This window comes from Mariprofundus erugo, assembly GCF_005818865.1.
In the GTDB taxonomy this organism is placed as follows: Bacteria; Pseudomonadota; Zetaproteobacteria; order Mariprofundales; family Mariprofundaceae; genus Mariprofundus; species Mariprofundus erugo.
The window spans coordinates 1-17,091 of the sequence record NZ_VBRY01000007.1 but is presented as its reverse complement, the minus strand read 5'-3'; the positions used below and the strand labels follow the sequence as shown (position 1 = coordinate 17,091).

The following is a 17,091-nucleotide window of genomic DNA, read 5'->3' as shown; positions in this document are numbered from 1 at the left end:
ATCCCATGCAATCAGATACCGTTCTCATTGAAGATTATTACAACTCCGAAGATTTTGCTGCCATCAAGAATTTTGCCGATGGCAAGGAAACCCCGTTTGTTGTCATCAACAACAACATCATCCTGCATCACTACAATGAGCTGACCGATAACTTTCCCTACGCCAAAATTTACTATGCCATCAAGGCGAACCCGGGCAATGAAATCCTCAGCCTGTTGCGCGATCGCGGCTCCAATTTTGACGTTGCATCTATTTATGAGCTCGACAAGGTCCTGAACCTCGGCGTCTCACCGGATCGTTGCAGCTATGGCAACACCATCAAAAAGCGCAAGGACATCCGCTATTTCTATGAAAAAGGCGTGCGCCTGTTTGTCAGCGACTCCGAGGCGGATCTGCGCAACATCGCGCGTGAGGCTCCGGGCGTAAAAGTTTACATTCGTCTGCTGACTGAGGGCAGCCACACTGCTGACTGGCCCCTGTCGCGAAAATTCGGCTGCCAGACGGATATGGCAGTCGAACTGTTGTTGCTTGCCAAAGAGCTGGGGCTGGTACCCTACGGCGTATCGTTCCATGTCGGCTCACAACAGCGTGATATTGGCGCATGGGATGCCGCCATCGACAAGGTCAAAGCCATCTTTGACTGGCTCAGGGACGAGTGCGATATCCGCCTGAAAATGATCAATATGGGCGGTGGCTTCCCTGCCAACTACCTTAACCGCACCAATGACCTTGCCACCTATGCCAAAGAGATTACCCACTATCTTGAAGATGATTTCGGTGACGATATGCCTGAAATCATTCTGGAGCCCGGTCGCTCACTGTGCTCCAACGCCGGCGTTCTTGTCAGCGAAATCGTTCTGATTTCACGTAAAACTGCCACCTCTCTGCATCGCTGGGTCTATACCGATGTCGGCATGTTCTCCGGCCTGATTGAAACACTCGGCGAAGCAATCAAATACCCGATCTTCGTTGAAAAAAGCGGTGAGCGCGAAGAGTGTGTCATTGCCGGCCCTACCTGCGACAGTGCTGACATTATGTATGAAGACCACAAATATGAGCTGCCATTAAGCATCGAGATCGGAGATCGCCTCTACTGGTTCTCAACCGGTGCCTACACGACCAGTTACAGTGCGGTCGAGTTCAATGGCTTCCCGCCGTTAAAACAATATGTCATCGGCGCAGGCACCGATCAGGCATAGTCGGGCATCAAAACAGCAAAGACCCCGGTCATGAAGAAAAGCACAGAGATCGAGCGCGTACCTGCTGGCGCCGCCGGTATTGATCAAATATCAAGCCTTCCGGAAGCCTTGTTTCAAACAGCGAAACAGCTTCCGGAAGAACCGGCACAGTGGCACAGAAAGGACGGGCAATACCTTTCGATCACCTATGCCCAGCTGGCAAGCCAGGTTCGTTACCTGGCTTGCGGGCTGATCCGCTCAGGCATCAAACCGGGTGACCGTATTGCCATACTCATGGAGAACCGGCCCGAGTGGGCGGTGATTGATTACGCGATCCTTGCGGTCGGCGCCATCACCGTTCCCCTCTATTGCAGCTATCGCCCGCAGGACATCAGCTACGTACTGAACGATTCAGGGGCGATTGCTGCCTTCGTATCCGGTGGCAAACTCATGCAGGATCTGCTCACTGCTGTCGAGCATAGCCCGGCCATTCGCCACATATACAGCATCGAAAAACATCATCACCCCATGGTCAGCCCCATGGTTTCCCTGGAAGGTGGTGAGCTTGATGATGCCGCCCTGTCCAGACGCATGTCCGCAGTGGACCGGAACACACTGGCCACACTTGTGTACACCTCCGGAACAACTGGCAACCCGAAAGGCGTCATGTTGAGCCATGGCAACATTATCACCAATCTGGAATCTGTACCGGCTGTCATCGATATCCATTCAGGCCGTAGTGGCGACCGGTTACTCTCATTTTTACCGCTGGCACATGCACTGGAGCGAACAGGCAGCCACTTTCTTGCCTATTCATTCGGTCTCTCCGTCGCATTTGCAGAGCGACCCGAGACCGTTGCCAAAAACATGCAGGAGTCGCGACCAACCCTGATGATCGCTGTCCCCCGCATGCTTGAAGTCATACGCAGCCGGATTCTCGCACACGCAAAAAATCAGCCGCTGTTGCATCGAACGCTGTTTTACAGCTATGTACACCTTGCTGCAAAGCGGAACAACAGCATGCTGGCCAAACTGTTCTTACCGCTGCTCGACAAGCTGGTAGGCGAAAAAATCCGCCAGCGTTTCGGCGGACGATTAAGGGCCCTGATTTCAGGTGGTGCGCCACTCGGCGTTGAACTGACCGAATTTTTCGAGTCGATAGGGCTGCCAGTGCTTGAGGGCTATGGCTTAAGCGAATCTGCACCGCTGATCTCGGTCAACCCCATGCAGGACAGGCGGGCAGGTAGCGTCGGTCTGGCTGCCAAAGGGGTTGAGATCAAAATTGCGGCGGATGGCGAAATTCTTGCCCGTGGCGCCAATATCATGGCTGGTTACTGGAAAAACCGTAAAGCCAGCAAGGAAGTGCTGCAGGATGGATGGCTGCATACAGGTGACATCGGAACGCTCGATTCTGATGGCTACCTGCGCATCACAGACAGGAAAAAGGATATCATTGTCACATCAGGGGGAGAAAACGTCGCCCCTCAAAGAATCGAACAGTTACTGCTGGAAGATGACATGATTGATCAGGTTGTCGTGTATGGCGACCAGCGCCCGTATCTTGTTGCGCTGATCGTAGCCAACGAAACAGCATGCAGGGAGTGGTCTGATCATCAGGGGCTGCCGGAAACAGACTGGCGCCACCTGTGTGACTCTCCCGTCCTGAAGAAACAGCTTCAGATGAGGGTCAATCAGCATTTAAAACCCCTCAATCCGTTTGAGCAAATTCGTCGAATCCATCTGATCAGTGAGCCGTTCGCGGTTGAAACCGGACTGCTGACCCCCACCATGAAGATCCGGCGACGCAAGGTATCTGAATACTATGAGAGTGCCATTGAGGCGCTTTACCACAAGGAATCCTCTGAATAACCTAAGGAGATGCTGATTTATTGCCCTCCTGGCAAAAATCAGTTCGCAAAGACAAAAGCGTGGTTTTGTCTTTGCTTACAAATCAGGCACTTACGCGTCTGATTTGACTCGCCGCATCCTGCAGCTCACCTGGCGGCGGCAGAGCCGTCCAATCCGGCTATCCTGCCGGATTGTGGCGTCCGTCCATGGCTCGCTCGGAAGCGCCTAATTAATCAGCGCTTCCCTAAGAGAATCACCTGACTGACTGCAACGATTTACTGACAGTCAGTCCTCACCTCATTTCGTTTCAATCAGCTCGATCGAATAACCGTCCGGATCGCGCACAAAGGCAATCACCGTCGTACCATGCTTCATCGGCCCGGGCTCACGCGTAATCAGCCCTCCGGCCAGCCGCATCCGCTCACACACCGCATATATATCATCTACTCCTATAGCGATATGGCCAAAGGCATTACCGGCTTCATAAGCATGCGTATCCCAGTTATAAGTTAGCTCAATCACAGCCGTTTGCGATTCGTCACCATAACCGACAAATGCAAGCGTGAAGCGCCCTTCAGGATACTCCTTGCGGCGCAACAGCTTCATTCCGAGCACATCTGTATAAAAGCGGATGGCGCGCTCAAGATCTGTCACCCGTATCATCGTGTGTAAAAGTCGCATTATTTCACTGTCCTCAAATAGGCGATCAAATCCGCCTGCGCCGAGCCATCACAAACACGTTGTGCAGGCATCTTGGTTGATGCGGATGGATTACCCGTTAACGTTACAATTGCGGCCTTTGAATCACAAAGCCACAAAGCCAGGTTTTTCTCATCCCAGCTCCAGTCAGCTGAGGACAATGAGCTGCTATATTTCATATCGGCCATCTGACCCGCCTTGCGCCCTACGATACCCTGCAAGCCCGGCCCTACTTTCCTGATCGCGGTCATATTATGACAAGCCATACATTTAGCGGCCAGAGACTTGCCCCGCACCGCATCCCCAGTCGGCGCTGATGCGGATACTGCCGCAGCACTCGCTTTTGCCTGTACAGCCAGTTCGGCTGCCGGAGCCGGAGCCGGAGCCGGAGCCGGAGCCGGAGCCGGAGCTGGAGCTGGAGCTGGAGCTGGAGCTGGAGCTGGAGCTGGAGCTGGAGCTGGAGCTGGAGCTGGTGCTGGTGCTGGTGCTGGTGCTGGTGCTGGTGCTGGTGCTGGTGCTGGTGCTGGTGCTGGTGCTGGTGCTGGTGCTGGTGCTGGTGCTGGTGCTGGTGCTGGTGCGCTCAACTCAGCCAGAGCTGTGTCGGTATGGATTGCCGATTGTTGCAATGATTGCTGCAACGATGCTGCTACCCTGCTCTCTTCCACTTTTTTCACAGCCACCGTATCTGTTGACTGTACGGGCGCCGCAGATGTCGCGACAGCATTGGATGATGGTGCCACAGCACCCTTCTGGTCCTGACACGCTGAAAGTATCGCCATGGCTGCTATCAACAGCAGAAATAACTTTTGCATAGTTCCTCCAACAGGGCTGTTGTTTTAAATAACCTGTGTAAGCAAAAGAAAGAATACAGCAATCAGTGATGTGGTTACAACCACACTTGCTGCAGGCACAAAAAAAAGGGCCCCCGCAGGAGCCCTTTTTTCAGATACACAACAAGTGCTTATGCAGCCTCGCCTTCCGCACCCTCATCGACACGGTCATCAATAACCTGACTGAGTTCTTCGAGAATTTCAGCATCAGGTGCTGCCTCTATCAGATCAGAAGCCTGAACCGCTGCTGTTGCAGGTTTTGGCGCATTGCGAACTGCAAGGCCAGTACCGGCAGGCAGAAGACGTCCAAGAATCACGTTCTCCTTCAGACCCATCAGCCAGTCCACCTTACCGGCCAGAGCCGCCTCGGTGATCACACGGGTTGTCTCCTGGAACGATGCGGCCGATACGAACGAATCGGTGTTCAGGGACGACTTGGTGATACCAAGCAGGATCGGCTCGAAGGTTGCCGGCGCCTTGCCAGCTGCCTCAAGCTTGCGATTGGCCTGCAGAACATACTTGCGAACCAGCTGCTCACCGGCAACGAACGTGGATGAACCCGGATCGATGATCTGAACCTTGCGCATCATCTGACGAGCAATCACTTCGATGTGCTTGTCATTGATCTTCACGCCCTGCAGACGGTAGACCTCCTGGATTTCATCAGTCAGATAGTTGGCAAGTGCCTCAACGCCCAGGACCTTCAAAATATCCTGCGGAGCCGGAGAACCTTCCATCAGACGCTCACCACGACGTACGCGGTCACCTTCCTGAACGAGGATCTGTGATCCCTTCGGAATCTGATATTCCAGCTGCTCTGAACCATCGGTCGGATCGATATAAACACGGCGCTTGCCACGAATATCCTTACCGAACGACACCACACCATCAGCACCGGCAATAAATGCCAGATGCTTCGGCTTACGTGCTTCAAACAGCTCAACCACGCGAGGCAGACCACCGGTAATATCCTTGGTCTTGCCTGCTTCACGAGGAATACGTGCAAGCACATCACCGGCCTTCACACATTCGCCGTTATCCACGTTCAGAATCGCGCCGGCTGACAGGAAGTAACGGGCAGGCGTATTTGTACGGGCCAGAACAATCGGATCGCTTTCAGGGTCCTTCGGATCAACCAGCTGAATCTGCGGACGCAGAGCATCCCTGCGGCTATCCATCTGCTGGGTCACTACACGACTGGACAGACCGGTCACTTCATCAGACTGCTCACGAACGGTGATTCCTTCTTCAAGGTCCACGTAGCGAATCAAGCCATCAGCCTCTGCAATCAGCGGCATGGTATATGGATCCCACTCAACAAGCTTGTGGCTGCTCTTGACGACATCGCCATCCTTGATCAGCAGATGTGCACCGTATGGTACACGATGGCGCTCAAGTTCCTTGCCCTTGGCATCCTTGATCAGCACTTCAGTATGACGGTTAATCACAATATCTTCGCCAGCGGCGTTGCTAACGGTGATGGCGTTTTCAAGCACAACATGGCCACCGAACTTGGCTTCAACATGAGCCTGTTCAGCAGCACGGGATGCAGTACCACCCACATGGAATGTACGCATGGTAAGCTGTGTACCAGGCTCACCAATCGACTGCGCGGCAATCACACCCACCGCCTCACCGATGGATACCGGCGTACCATGGGCAAGATCGCGACCATAGCAGTTTGCACACACGCCATCTTCTGACTCACAGGTCAGAACAGAGCGGATACGTACGGACTCAACACCGGCATCGCCAATCATCTGGGTCAGCTCTTCGTTCACCATGGCGCCGGCCGGAGCAATTTCCTCACCGGAGATCGGATCCAGGGCAGCCTCGAGCAGTACACGGCCGAGAACACGCTCCGTCAACGGCTCAATTACTTCACCACCTTCAACCAGTGCAGACAAAAGAACACCATTGGTTGTGCCGCAATCCTGCTCACGAACAACAGCGTCCTGAGCCACGTCAACCAGACGGCGGGTCAGATAACCGGAGTTCGCGGTCTTCAGAGCGGTATCAGCAAGACCCTTACGTGCACCATGGGTCGAGATGAAGTACTGCAGAATGGTCAGACCTTCACGGAAGTTTGCGGTAATGGGTGTTTCAATAATGGAGCCATCCGGCTTGGCCATCAGACCACGCATACCGGCCAGCTGACGGATCTGCTGGGCAGAGCCTCGAGCTCCGGAGTCAGCCATCATGTAGACAGAGTTGAAACTCTTGGCCACTTCCTTGCGCTCACCATCAGCACTTTCCAGTGTCTCGGTCGCAAGGTTGTCCATCATGGCACGTGCAACCTTTTCGGTTGTGTGTGTCCACAAGTCGACCACCTTGTTGTAGCGCTCGCCAGCAGTGATCAAGCCATCGGCATACTGCTTCTGAACCTTGGAAACTTCAGCCTCGGCAGCGCCTACCAGCTCTGCCTTGGAATCAGGAATCACCACATCGCACAGTGCAAAAGAGGCGCCTGAGCGGGTTGCATAGCTGTAACCGAGAACCTTCAAACGGTCGGCAAGCAGTACAGTCGCCTTGTTTCCGGCAGTGCGGTAACAGGTTTCGATCAGACCGGCCACATCCTTCTTGGTCAATTCACGATTCACGCAAGAGAATGGCATCTCAGCCGGCAGGATGGTTGACAGAATTGCACGACCAACCGTGGTATGCTCACGCACACTGCGAATACGGCAGCTGATACGGGTATGCAGCTCAACCGCACCGGCATCCAGCGCACGAATCACTTCATCCGGCGACGAGAAGACCATGTCTTCACCGCGGGCAAACGGACGCTCACGGGTCAGGTAGTAAATACCCAGAACCATATCCTGGGTCGGTACAATCACAGGCTTGCCGGTTGCAGGCGAAAGGATGTTGTTGGTCGACATCATCAGTGCGCGCGCTTCGGTCTGTGCCTCAATGGACAGCGGTACGTGAACAGCCATCTGATCGCCGTCGAAGTCAGCGTTAAATGCGGTACATACGAGCGGGTGCAGCTGAATGGCCTTGCCTTCAACGAGGATCGGTTCAAAGGCCTGAATGCCCAGACGATGCAGCGTAGGTGCACGGTTGAGCATCACCGGGTGCTGATGAATCACTTCAGCAAGAATATCCCATACCTCAGGAATACCCTGCTCTACCAGCTTCTTGGCTGCCTTGATGGTGTTGGCCAAACCACGCTGCTCAAGCTTGTTGTAAATAAACGGCTTGAACAGTTCGAGAGCCATCTTCTTTGGCAGGCCGCACTGATGCAATTTGAGTTCAGGACCGACCACGATCACGGAACGACCGGAGTAATCCACACGCTTACCGAGCAGGTTCTGACGGAAACGACCCTGCTTACCCTTGATCACATCGGACAGAGACTTCAGCGGACGACGGTTGTTACCGGTGATTGGCTTGGAGCGACGATCGTTGTCGAACAACGCATCAACAGACTCCTGCAGCATACGCTTTTCATTACGGGTAATGATTTCAGGCGCATTCAGCTCCAGCAGACGCTTCAGACGGTTATTACGGTTAATCACACGGCGATAAAGATCATTCAGGTCGGACGTGGCAAAACGACCACCATCCAGCGGTACCAGTGGACGGATTTCAGGCGGAAGAACAGGAATGACTTCCATGATCATCCACTCAGGACGGTTACCGGAACCCAGCATGGCTTCAACAGTCGACAAACGCTTGGTCAGCTTGGTCAGCTTGGTCACAGCCTTGGTTGCAGCAATCTGTGAACGCAGACTCTGACGCTCTTCTTCAAGATCGATATTCTTGAGCATTTCGCGCAGGGCTTCAGCGCCCATGCCGGCACGGAACTCTTCGCCGTACTCTTCGAATGCCTCGATATATTCATCTTCGGTCAGAATCTGGAACTGCTCAAGACTGGTCAGGCCCGGATCCAGAACAATATAGGACTCAAAGTAGAGAACGCGCTCAAGCTCTTTAAGGGTTTTGTCGAGCAGCAGACCGATACGGGACGGCAGGCTCTTCAGGAACCAGATATGCGCAACAGGTGACGCCAGATCGATGTGGCCCATACGCTCACGACGAACCTTGGACTGGATCACTTCAACGGAGCATTTTTCGCAAACAACGCCGCGATGCTTCAGCCGCTTATACTTGCCGCAGAGACACTCATAGTCCTTGATCGGACCAAAAATTTTCGCGCAGAAAAGACCATCACGTTCCGGTTTGAAGGTACGATAGTTAATGGTCTCCGGCTTCTTAACTTCGCCGTAGGACCACGAACGAATTTTTTCCGGACTGGCGAGTCCCACCTTCAGGCCATCGAAATCCTCGACGCTTGACGGTTTCTGGAACATTTTGAGAAGTTCTTGCATGACCTTTATTCTCCTTCGTTCTCAGTTGAGTGCTTGACCATTGCGAGATCAATACCCAGCGCATTCAATTCCTTGGTCATTACGTTGAATGATTCAGGGATACCTGCGTCAAATGACATATCACCACGTACAATCGACTCATACATCTTGGTACGGCCCTGTACATCGTCAGACTTCACAGTGAGCATTTCCTGCAGGGTATGAGCCGCGCCATACGCCTCCAGTGCCCACACTTCCATTTCACCGAAGCGCTGACCACCGAACTGGGCTTTACCACCCAGCGGCTGCTGCGTTACCAGCGAGTAAGGACCGGTTGAACGGGCGTGAATCTTTTCGTCCACCAGATGATGCAGTTTCAGAATGTACATGTGACCAATAGTTACCGGACGGTCAAAAGGCTCACCGGTACGGCCATCATAAAGCGTGGTCTGACCACTTACAGGAAGGCCTGCCAGCTTGAGCATACGATGAATATGATCTTCATGTGCACCATCGAACACAGGTGTTGCGATCGGCACACCACCCTTGAGGTTGGTTGCAAGCTCAAGCATCTCGGCATCATCCATCTCACCGATCTGACGGCAGGCAGTCTTGTCTTCCTGGTAAATATCGAGCAGGAATGAACGAATCTCGTCATTCGCAGCCTGAGCACGCATCTTCTCATCGATACGTTTGCCCAGCTCACTGCCGGCCCAGCCCATATGAATCTCGAAAATCTGGCCGATATTCATACGTGAAGGTACACCCAGCGGGTTCAGGCAGATATCCACCGGAGTACCATCTTCGGTATATGGCATATCTTCTTCCGGTACGATCACCGAAATCACACCCTTGTTACCATGACGACCAGCCATCTTGTCACCAGGCTGCAGCTTGCGCTTCACCGCCACGAACACCTTCACAACCTTGATAACACCCGGCTTCAGCTCGGATCCTTCACGGACCTTGGCTACCTTATGTTCAAAGCGGGACTCAAGACGTGAGCGCTCCTTGTCCATGGACTCGATAATCTCGGCGATCTTTTCATTCACGGTATCGTCTTCAACAGATACACCGGTCAGATCACGCAGGGTCAGTGACTTGACATGATCGGCAGTGATCACTTCACCGCGCTTGATGCCCTTGAAGGTGGCTGCAGTCTGACCGGCAACCATGGCACGCAGACGGCTGGCAGCGTTGGCCTCAAGAATGCGGCGCTCTTCTTCCTTATCGGAATAGAGCTGCTCAATTGAGGTCTCCTCAATGGCCTTGGCACGCTCATCCTTCTCATCACCACGACGGGTGAAGATCTGGACATCCACAACCACACCTTCTTCGCCCGGCTTCACGCGCAGAGAGGTATCACGTACATCGGAGGCCTTCTCACCGAAGATCGCACGCAGCAGCTTCTCTTCAGGAGAAAGCTGGGACTCGCCCTTCGGAGTGATCTTGCCGACGAGAATATCGCCCTGCTTCACTTCCGCGCCGACATAGGCGATACCGCAATCATCAAGGTGACGCAGTGCATCTTCGCCCACATTCGGAATATCACGGGTGATTTCTTCCGCACCAAGCTTGGTATCGCGGGAAACGCACTCGAACTCTTCGATATGAATCGAGGTATAAACGTCGTCACGTACAAGCTTCTCGGAGATTACAATCGCGTCCTCGAAGTTGTAGCCACGCCATGGCATCAGTGCGACCAGTGCGTTACGGCCAAGTGCCAGCTCGCCCATGTCAGTGCTTGGACCATCAGCAATGATGTCGCCCTTGACCACTTTTTCACCCATTTTCACCAGTGGACGCTGGTTAAAGCAGGTGTTCTGATTGGAGCGGCGATACTTGAACAGACGATAGATATCCACGCCCGGCTCGCCTTCTACCTGCTCATCCTCATTGACGTGAACAACGATACGACCACCGTCAACACGCTCAACCACACCACCACGACGGGCAACCTGAGATACGCCGGAGTCGCGTGCCAGTGGTGCTTCCATACCGGTACCAACCAGTGGCTTCTCGGAACGGAGCAGAGGTACAGCCTGACGCTGCATGTTTGAGCCCATCAGTGCGCGGTTAGCGTCATCGTGCTCAAGGAACGGAATCAGACCGGCACACACAGAGACCACCTGAGACGGTGAAACGTCCATGTAGTCGATATCATTCGGCTCGGCCATGATGAACTCACCGCCCTGACGGCACTGAACCAGCTCAGCCACAAACTTGCCATGATCGTCCAGCACAGCATTCGCCTGTGCAATCACCGGAGTGCTCTCATCAATGGCAGAAAGATAGTCAACATCATCCGTAACGCGGCCATCGATAACCTTGCGGTATGGAGATTCAATGAAGCCGAAGTCGTTTACCTTGGCATAGGTCGCCAGGGAGTTAATCAGACCAATGTTCGGACCTTCCGGGGTCTCGATCGGGCAGAGACGGCCGTAATGGGTCGGATGAACGTCTCGAACTTCGAAGCCTGCACGCTCACGTGACAGACCGCCCGGGCCGAGCGCTGAAAGACGACGCTTGTGAGTCACTTCAGACAGCGGATTGGTCTGATCCATGAACTGGGACAACTGGGAAGAGCCGAAGAACTCCTTCACTGCTGCGATCAGCGGTTTGGCGTTGACCACATCAGAAGGCATCATTTCGATCAGGTCACCAGAGCTCAGACGCTCACGGATCGCGCGCTCCATACGAACCAGACCTACGCGGATCTGATTTTCAAGCAGCTCACCGACAGAACGAAGACGACGGTTGCCCAGGTGATCGATATCATCCACTTCACCGATGCCATCACGCAGTGACAGCAGGGTGTCGAGCGTCATCAGGATATCTTCATTGCGCAGTGTGCCGACATCCAGCGGTACATCTTCCTCGGTAATACCAAGTCGGCTGTTCAGCTTCATACGACCGACACGGGAGAGATCGTAACGGGCTGGATCATAGAACAGCGATTCGAACAGAGCCTTAGCGGTTTCAACCGTTGGTGGCTCACCAGGGCGCATCATACGATAGATTTCAACGCGAGCTTCTTCACGGGACTGAACCATGTCCAGACGCAGGGTATCTGCCAGCCATGGGCCACGAATCGATGCATCGATAAGCAGGCAGTCAAACTCGGTTACACCGGCAGCCTGCAGCTCGGAAATAGAGTCTTCGGTGATTTCATGATTGTGGTCAATCAGGATCTCACCACCGGTGAGCATGACCGGCTCGGCAGCAACCTCACCAATCAGGCTTTCCATCGGTACGTCAATCCACTCCACACCGGCTTCGGTCAGGCGCTTGATGGCAAGGTTGGTAAACTTTTTACCTTCAACAACGATGGTTTTGGTATCCAGTTTGATGGTGGTGACCGCACGGGTGCCCAGGAACTTGGCAGGCTCAAACTTGACCTGAATGCCGTTTTCACTGAAACGGTAGGTACGGCGCTGATAGAAACGATCGAGAATTTCCTGAGTGGAAAGGCCAAGTGCCTTCAGCAGAATTCCTGCAGGCATCTTGCGACGCAGGTCGATACGGAAGTTGACCTTGTCTTTGGAGTCGAATTCGAAATCAAGCCAGGAGCCACGATAAGGAATGACGCGTGCCTTGAACAGGAACTTGCCGGATGAGTGGGTCTTACCCTTGTCATGGTCGAAAAACACACCCGGAGAACGGTGCATCTGGGATACAATGGCACGCTCGGTGCCGTTAATGATGAATGAACCATACTCGGTCATATATGGAATCTCGCCCATATAGACGGACTGGTCACGAACCTCTTTTACTTTGCGCTTTGCGCGCTTCTCGCCATCAGCCTCATAAATTTTCAGGCGAAGCTTTACCTTAACCGGCAGGGCAAAGGTCAGATCACGGCGACGACATTCGTCCTGATCGTAACGTGGAGGGCTATACTCCAGGCCTTCAAATGACAGCTCAGCATTACCAGCATAATCACGAACGGGAAACACTGTCTGGAATACGGCTGAAAGCCGGGAATCGTTTACGGCCTCACCATAACCTACAAATTCGTGGTAGGACTCAGTCTGCAGCTGCAGCATATTTGGCATGCTGATTGGAGACTCAATGCTACCAAAATTCTTGCGGATTCGTTTCAATGATGCTTGTTTGGCCATGATAACCCCTGAAGAACAATTTCCTGTACAAAATGCGAAAAGGCCGATCCCCGGTGACATAAGCCACCGGGGATCAACCTCAGATCGTTAAACGTAAGCGCGAAACAAAGTCGGGCTTACTTCAGCTCGATGGTAGCGCCTGCTTCTTCCAGCTTGGCCTTGAGGTCATCTGCCTCAGCCTTGGAAACGCCTTCCTTGACGTTGCCTGGTGCGCCGTCAACCAGTGCCTTAGCCTCTTTCAGGCCCAGACCGGTGGTCTCACGTACAGCCTTGATTACCTGGATCTTCTTGTCGCCAGCGGAAACGAGAACAACGTTGAACTCGGTCTGCTCTTCAGCTGCATCAGCAGCAGCGGCAACAGGGCCAGCAGCTACTGCAACAGGTGCTGCAGCAGAAACGCCGAAACGCTCTTCCAGAGCCTTAACCAGCTCGGACAGCTCCAGTACGGTCATAGACTCAATTGCACTGATCAGTTCATCTTTAGAAATTGCCATTTTTTTAGCTCCTCTTGCTTTATGATTAAATTAGATAATGTAAATGTTAAGCAGCTTCTTTCTGGTCGCGAATAGCTGCCAATGTACGCACAAATGAAGCAGGAACTTCTGCCAGTGTGCGAACAAATCCGGAGACTGGCGACTGCATGCTGCCAAGCATCTTGGCAAGCAGTACTTCACGCGATGGCAGGGTTGCCAGCGCAGTGATGCCGTCTACATCAATGAGTTTGCCATCGAGCATGCCGCCCTTCACTTCAAACGCCTTGTGTGTCTTGGCGAATTCAGTGACGGCTTTAGCCATACCGACTGGTTCCGTGCCATATGCAATGGCTACAGGACCGGTAAACAAAACTTCAGCTGCCTTAAAGTCAGTACCATCTGCTGCGCGGCGTGCCAAGGTGTTCTTGACGACCTGCAGAGACACACCAGCATCGCGCAACCGGCGCCTGAGATCACTCATCTCAGGTACGGTCAGGCCACGATAGTGTGCAACTACGCCAGCATTTGATTCGGACCAGGCAGTGTGAAGTTCATCGACGATTTGCTGTTTGTCATTTTTATTCACATTTACCCCCTTGCTAATTCGATCCGCGCAAGTGAGCTTGCACTCCATCTATGCGGGACGGGTTACCCCGATTAAGTTGTGCCTTGCGGCACAACTCCAGCAGTCTTGGACGGATCGTTATTACGACCGCTCAACCTTTCGGAATCAGCGGTCGATCTTTTATGCCTTTCGGCATATGACCGTACGGGACGGTCAATCTTTTCAGCGATATTACAGTGTGGTTTCGTCAACGCGGACAGAAGCGCCCATCGTTGAAGCGATAAACATACGCTGCATGTAACGGCCCTTCGCAGAAGAAGGACGCATACGGTTAAGTTCAGAGATCAGTGCATCGATGTTCTCACGGATCTTGGCTGCATCGAATGAACGACGGCCAACAGGAGCGTGAATCACACCAGCCTTGTCAACGCGAACTTCGATCTGACCGGCTTTAATCGCTGTAACAGCCTTGGTGACATCCATGGTTACGGTGCCGAGCTTAGGGTTTGGCATCAGGCCACGAGGACCCAGCACACGTCCGAGACGACCTACCTGAGCCATCATGTCAGGGGTAGCAACAACGCGGTCGAAATCAAGGAAACCATCCTGGATTTTCTCGACAAGGTCTTCTGCACCGACGATATCCGCACCGGCAGCAGCAGCCTCTTCAGCCTTGGCGCCCTTTGCGAATACAGCCACGCGAACGGTCTTGCCGGTGCCGTTTGGCAGAGCAATAGAGCCACGAACCATCTGGTCAGCGTGACGAGGGTCAACACCGAGCTTGATCGCAACGTCTACAGACTCATCAAATTTTGCTGCAGGCTGGGCGAGAACTGCTTCGATCGCCTGGTCAACTGCAACGGCCCCGGCAGGAATGTGCTGCAGGGATGCTTTCATACGTTTGGTAATTTTTGCCATCTCTCGACTCCTAGCCTTCTACTTCCAGACCCATTGAACGGGCCGTGCCTTCAACGATGCGCATAGCTGCTTCCACGTCGTAGCAATTGAGGTCAGGCATTTTGATCTCGGCAATTTCACGAACCTGTGCGCTGGTAACCTTGCCAACCTTCTTCTTGTTTGGCTCGGCACTGCCCTTGGCGATCTTGGCGCTCTTCAGCAGCAGTACAGATGCAGGCGGGGTCTTGATGACGAAGTCAAATGAACGGTCTGCATAGACATTGATAAGAACCGGGAGGGTAAGTCCCTTTTCCATATCCTGGGTCCGGGCATTAAAGGCCTTGCAGAACTCCATGATGTTTGCACCAGCCTGACCGAGGGCCGGGCCGACCGGCGGAGCCGGATTTGCAGAGCCCGCAGGCACCTGCAATTTAACGATTTTTACGAGTTTTTTTGCCATTGATTTCTCCAACCGGTTGCAGGAATCCTTCCATTCACCTTTATTCGCATATCCGGAACCCGGACTTGCTCCCGCTTTAGCGGTAGTGCTTCCACATCCTGTGTAAGCTGTTTATTTCACAGAATGAATTCCGGAAATAAAACAATGCAGCTGGTCAGCCAACCTGAGCGGGCTGATCAACTGCACACGTTTGTTTGTTATCCCTTTTCGACCTGGATGTACTCAAGCTCGACCGGAGTCGGGCGACCGAAAATGGATACACTGACTTTCAGCTTGGCCTTGTCTTCCATCACTTCTTCGACAACACCATTGAACGAAGCGAACGGGCCATCGATGACGCGAACAGCATCGCCGATATCAAACATGACTTTTGGTTTCGGACGCTCAATACCTTCAGCAATCTGACGGATCAGAGCATCGACTTCACGCTGCGGCATTGGCTTGGGGCGATTATCGGAACCAAGGAAACCACTTACCTGACGGGTATCCTTCACCACATGCCAGGTATCATCGTTCATTTCCATTTCTACAAGAATGTAACCCGGGAAGAATTTACGCTGACTGGTCACTTTCTGACCGTCCTTCAGCTCAACCACTTCTTCACGCGGAACAAGAATCTGTCCGAACATATCGGTCAGACCCGCACGCTCTGCGTTTTCACGGATCATCTGTTCAACTTTGTCTTCAAAGTTGGAATAAACCTGAACTACATACCAACGCATAGCCATCAAATCACCTGCTGAACGAGCCAGCTGAGAGCAGAGTCAACCAACCACAGAAATAGCGCAATAAAAATTACCATCACAAAAACCATGAGTGTTGCCTGCATTGTTTCCCGACGCTCAGGCCAGGTAACTTTTTTGGCTTCAACCTTGACTTCACCCATGAACTTACGCATTTCTGCGACTCGACTCATTGCTATGCTCCTATTTACCCTTTCATACACTACGACTGGCAGGCCAGGAGGGACTCGAACCCCCAACCCCCGGTTTTGGAGACCGGTGCTCTACCAATTGAACTACTGGCCTATTCGTTATTTAATCTTTGTCTCTTTATGCGGTGTATGTTTACGGCAGGAGTTGCAGTACTTATTCAGAACAAGCTTATCAGTCATGGTACGCTTGTTTTTATCGGTCGTGTAATTCTTGCGTTTGCACTCTTCACACGCCAATGCTAGCAGATCTCGCATTCTCTATTCTCCAGTGACAGCAAAGCGGCGGTAGCACACAGGTCTACCGCCGCCAGCATTTCTAACGTTTTACTTGGTAATGTCGGTAACGACGCCAGCGCCGACCGTACGACCACCCTCGCGGATGGCGAAACGCAGTTCCTTATCCATTGCGATTGGTGTGATCAGCTCAACATCCATAGAGATGTTATCGCCAGGCATCACCATCTCGGTACCTTCAGGCAGTGACACGGAACCGGTCACGTCGGTGGTACGGAAATAGAACTGTGGGCGGTAACCATTGAAGAACGGGGTATGACGACCACCCTCTTCCTTGGTCAGGATGTATGCCTCAGCCTTGAAGCCGGTGTGCGGAGTGATTGAACCTGGCTTGGCCAGAACCTGACCACGCTCAACGTCTTCACGCTTGGTACCACGCAGCAGAACGCCTACGTTGTCACCTGCTTGGCCGCTGTCCAGCAGCTTGCGGAACATTTCAACGCCGGTGCAAGTGGTCTTGGTGGTCGGACGAACACCAA

15 protein-coding genes and 1 tRNA gene are annotated in these 17,091 nt (G+C 53.1%); 3 read left to right on the top strand and 13 right to left on the bottom strand.

What is annotated here, in order from left to right; all coding sequences use genetic code 11:
• Positions 1–5: 5 nt before the first annotated feature.
• Both FEF65_RS08155 and FEF65_RS08150 read left to right on the top strand, forming a co-directional pair.
• Positions 6–1,199, top strand: coding sequence for a type III PLP-dependent enzyme (locus tag FEF65_RS08155; RefSeq protein ID WP_138239319.1), 1,194 nt, complete (start codon positions 6–8; stop codon positions 1,197–1,199).
• 30 nt (positions 1,200–1,229) lie between these two features.
• On the top strand, positions 1,230–3,047 hold the full coding sequence (locus tag FEF65_RS08150) for an AMP-dependent synthetase/ligase (protein ID WP_138239318.1): 1,818 nt from the start codon (positions 1,230–1,232) through the stop codon (positions 3,045–3,047).
• Positions 3,048–3,323: 276 nt separating this feature from the next.
• Here FEF65_RS08150 and gloA read toward each other — a convergent pair whose 3' ends face one another.
• Both gloA and FEF65_RS08140 read right to left on the bottom strand, forming a co-directional pair.
• Complete coding sequence (gene gloA / locus FEF65_RS08145) at positions 3,324–3,707, bottom strand: lactoylglutathione lyase (RefSeq protein WP_138239317.1); 384 nt, start codon at positions 3,705–3,707, stop codon at positions 3,324–3,326.
• Positions 3,707–3,913: a c-type cytochrome gene (locus tag FEF65_RS08140; RefSeq protein WP_238701716.1), complete on the bottom strand. Its 207-nt coding sequence runs from the start codon at positions 3,911–3,913 to the stop codon at positions 3,707–3,709. Before FEF65_RS08140 ends, gloA begins: the two co-directional genes overlap by 1 nt.
• A gap of 155 nt (positions 3,914–4,068) precedes the next feature.
• Between FEF65_RS08140 and FEF65_RS08135 the strand changes: the two genes are divergently transcribed.
• Complete coding sequence (locus FEF65_RS08135) at positions 4,069–4,539, top strand: hypothetical protein (protein ID WP_161595213.1); 471 nt, start codon at positions 4,069–4,071, stop codon at positions 4,537–4,539.
• Between the two features lie 147 nt (positions 4,540–4,686).
• On the opposite strand, the gene rpoC is transcribed toward FEF65_RS08135, so the two are convergent.
• The 11 genes from rpoC to FEF65_RS08080 form a co-directional block, all read right to left on the bottom strand.
• Positions 4,687–8,889 (bottom strand): DNA-directed RNA polymerase subunit beta', encoded by a 4,203-nt coding sequence (gene rpoC, locus FEF65_RS08130; RefSeq protein WP_138239314.1) that lies wholly within the window; start codon positions 8,887–8,889, stop codon positions 4,687–4,689.
• A 5-nt stretch (positions 8,890–8,894) separates the two neighbouring features.
• Positions 8,895–12,989, bottom strand: coding sequence for a DNA-directed RNA polymerase subunit beta (rpoB, locus tag FEF65_RS08125; RefSeq protein ID WP_138239313.1), 4,095 nt, complete (start codon positions 12,987–12,989; stop codon positions 8,895–8,897).
• A 116-nt stretch (positions 12,990–13,105) separates the two neighbouring features.
• The gene (rplL, locus tag FEF65_RS08120) at positions 13,106–13,483 is read right to left on the bottom strand and encodes a 50S ribosomal protein L7/L12 (protein ID WP_238701262.1); all 378 of its coding nucleotides are present in this window, start codon (positions 13,481–13,483) and stop codon (positions 13,106–13,108) included.
• A 46-nt stretch (positions 13,484–13,529) separates the two neighbouring features.
• Positions 13,530–14,048 (bottom strand): 50S ribosomal protein L10, encoded by a 519-nt coding sequence (gene rplJ, locus FEF65_RS08115; protein WP_138239312.1) that lies wholly within the window; start codon positions 14,046–14,048, stop codon positions 13,530–13,532.
• A gap of 210 nt (positions 14,049–14,258) precedes the next feature.
• Complete coding sequence (rplA, locus tag FEF65_RS08110) at positions 14,259–14,945, bottom strand: 50S ribosomal protein L1 (RefSeq protein WP_138239311.1); 687 nt, start codon at positions 14,943–14,945, stop codon at positions 14,259–14,261.
• A gap of 10 nt (positions 14,946–14,955) precedes the next feature.
• Complete coding sequence (gene rplK, locus FEF65_RS08105; RefSeq protein ID WP_138239310.1) at positions 14,956–15,384, bottom strand: 50S ribosomal protein L11; 429 nt, start codon at positions 15,382–15,384, stop codon at positions 14,956–14,958.
• 197 nt (positions 15,385–15,581) lie between these two features.
• Entirely contained in the window at positions 15,582–16,112 is a 531-nt protein-coding gene (gene nusG, locus FEF65_RS08100; protein ID WP_138239309.1) for a transcription termination/antitermination protein NusG, read from the bottom strand.
• Positions 16,112–16,300 (bottom strand): preprotein translocase subunit SecE, encoded by a 189-nt coding sequence (secE, locus tag FEF65_RS08095; RefSeq protein ID WP_138239308.1) that lies wholly within the window; start codon positions 16,298–16,300, stop codon positions 16,112–16,114. The genes nusG and secE overlap by 1 nt, the downstream gene beginning before the upstream one ends.
• A gap of 36 nt (positions 16,301–16,336) precedes the next feature.
• Positions 16,337–16,412 (bottom strand) — tRNA-Trp (locus FEF65_RS08090).
• Between the two features lie 5 nt (positions 16,413–16,417).
• Positions 16,418–16,573: a 50S ribosomal protein L33 gene (gene rpmG, locus FEF65_RS08085; RefSeq protein WP_138239307.1), complete on the bottom strand. Its 156-nt coding sequence runs from the start codon at positions 16,571–16,573 to the stop codon at positions 16,418–16,420.
• 69 nt (positions 16,574–16,642) lie between these two features.
• A partial coding sequence (locus tag FEF65_RS08080) for an EF-Tu C-terminal domain-related protein (RefSeq protein ID WP_338037994.1) occupies positions 16,643–17,091 on the bottom strand: 449 nt, incomplete at its 5' end.

What these genes read in the sequence shown, in the direction of transcription:
- nusG (WP_138239309.1), bottom strand. Translation starts at nt 16,112, where the DNA reads ATGGCTATGCGTTGGTATGTAGTTCAGGTTTATTCCAACTTTGAAGAC.
- rplL (WP_238701262.1), bottom strand. Translation starts at nt 13,483, where the DNA reads ATGGCAATTTCTAAAGATGAACTGATCAGTGCAATTGAGTCTATGACC.
- gloA (WP_138239317.1), bottom strand. Translation starts at nt 3,707, where the DNA reads ATGCGACTTTTACACACGATGATACGGGTGACAGATCTTGAGCGCGCC.
- rplK (WP_138239310.1), bottom strand. Translation starts at nt 15,384, where the DNA reads ATGGCAAAAAAACTCGTAAAAATCGTTAAATTGCAGGTGCCTGCGGGC.
- rpoB (WP_138239313.1), bottom strand. Translation starts at nt 12,989, where the DNA reads ATGGCCAAACAAGCATCATTGAAACGAATCCGCAAGAATTTTGGTAGC.
- FEF65_RS08155 (WP_138239319.1), top strand. Translation starts at nt 6, where the DNA reads ATGCAATCAGATACCGTTCTCATTGAAGATTATTACAACTCCGAAGAT.
- FEF65_RS08150 (WP_138239318.1), top strand. Translation starts at nt 1,230, where the DNA reads ATGAAGAAAAGCACAGAGATCGAGCGCGTACCTGCTGGCGCCGCCGGT.
- rpoC (WP_138239314.1), bottom strand. Translation starts at nt 8,889, where the DNA reads ATGCAAGAACTTCTCAAAATGTTCCAGAAACCGTCAAGCGTCGAGGAT.
- rplA (WP_138239311.1), bottom strand. Translation starts at nt 14,945, where the DNA reads ATGGCAAAAATTACCAAACGTATGAAAGCATCCCTGCAGCACATTCCT.
- rpmG (WP_138239307.1), bottom strand. Translation starts at nt 16,573, where the DNA reads ATGCGAGATCTGCTAGCATTGGCGTGTGAAGAGTGCAAACGCAAGAAT.
- FEF65_RS08140 (WP_238701716.1), bottom strand. Translation starts at nt 3,913, where the DNA reads ATGGCCGATATGAAATATAGCAGCTCATTGTCCTCAGCTGACTGGAGC.
- secE (WP_138239308.1), bottom strand. Translation starts at nt 16,300, where the DNA reads ATGAGTCGAGTCGCAGAAATGCGTAAGTTCATGGGTGAAGTCAAGGTT.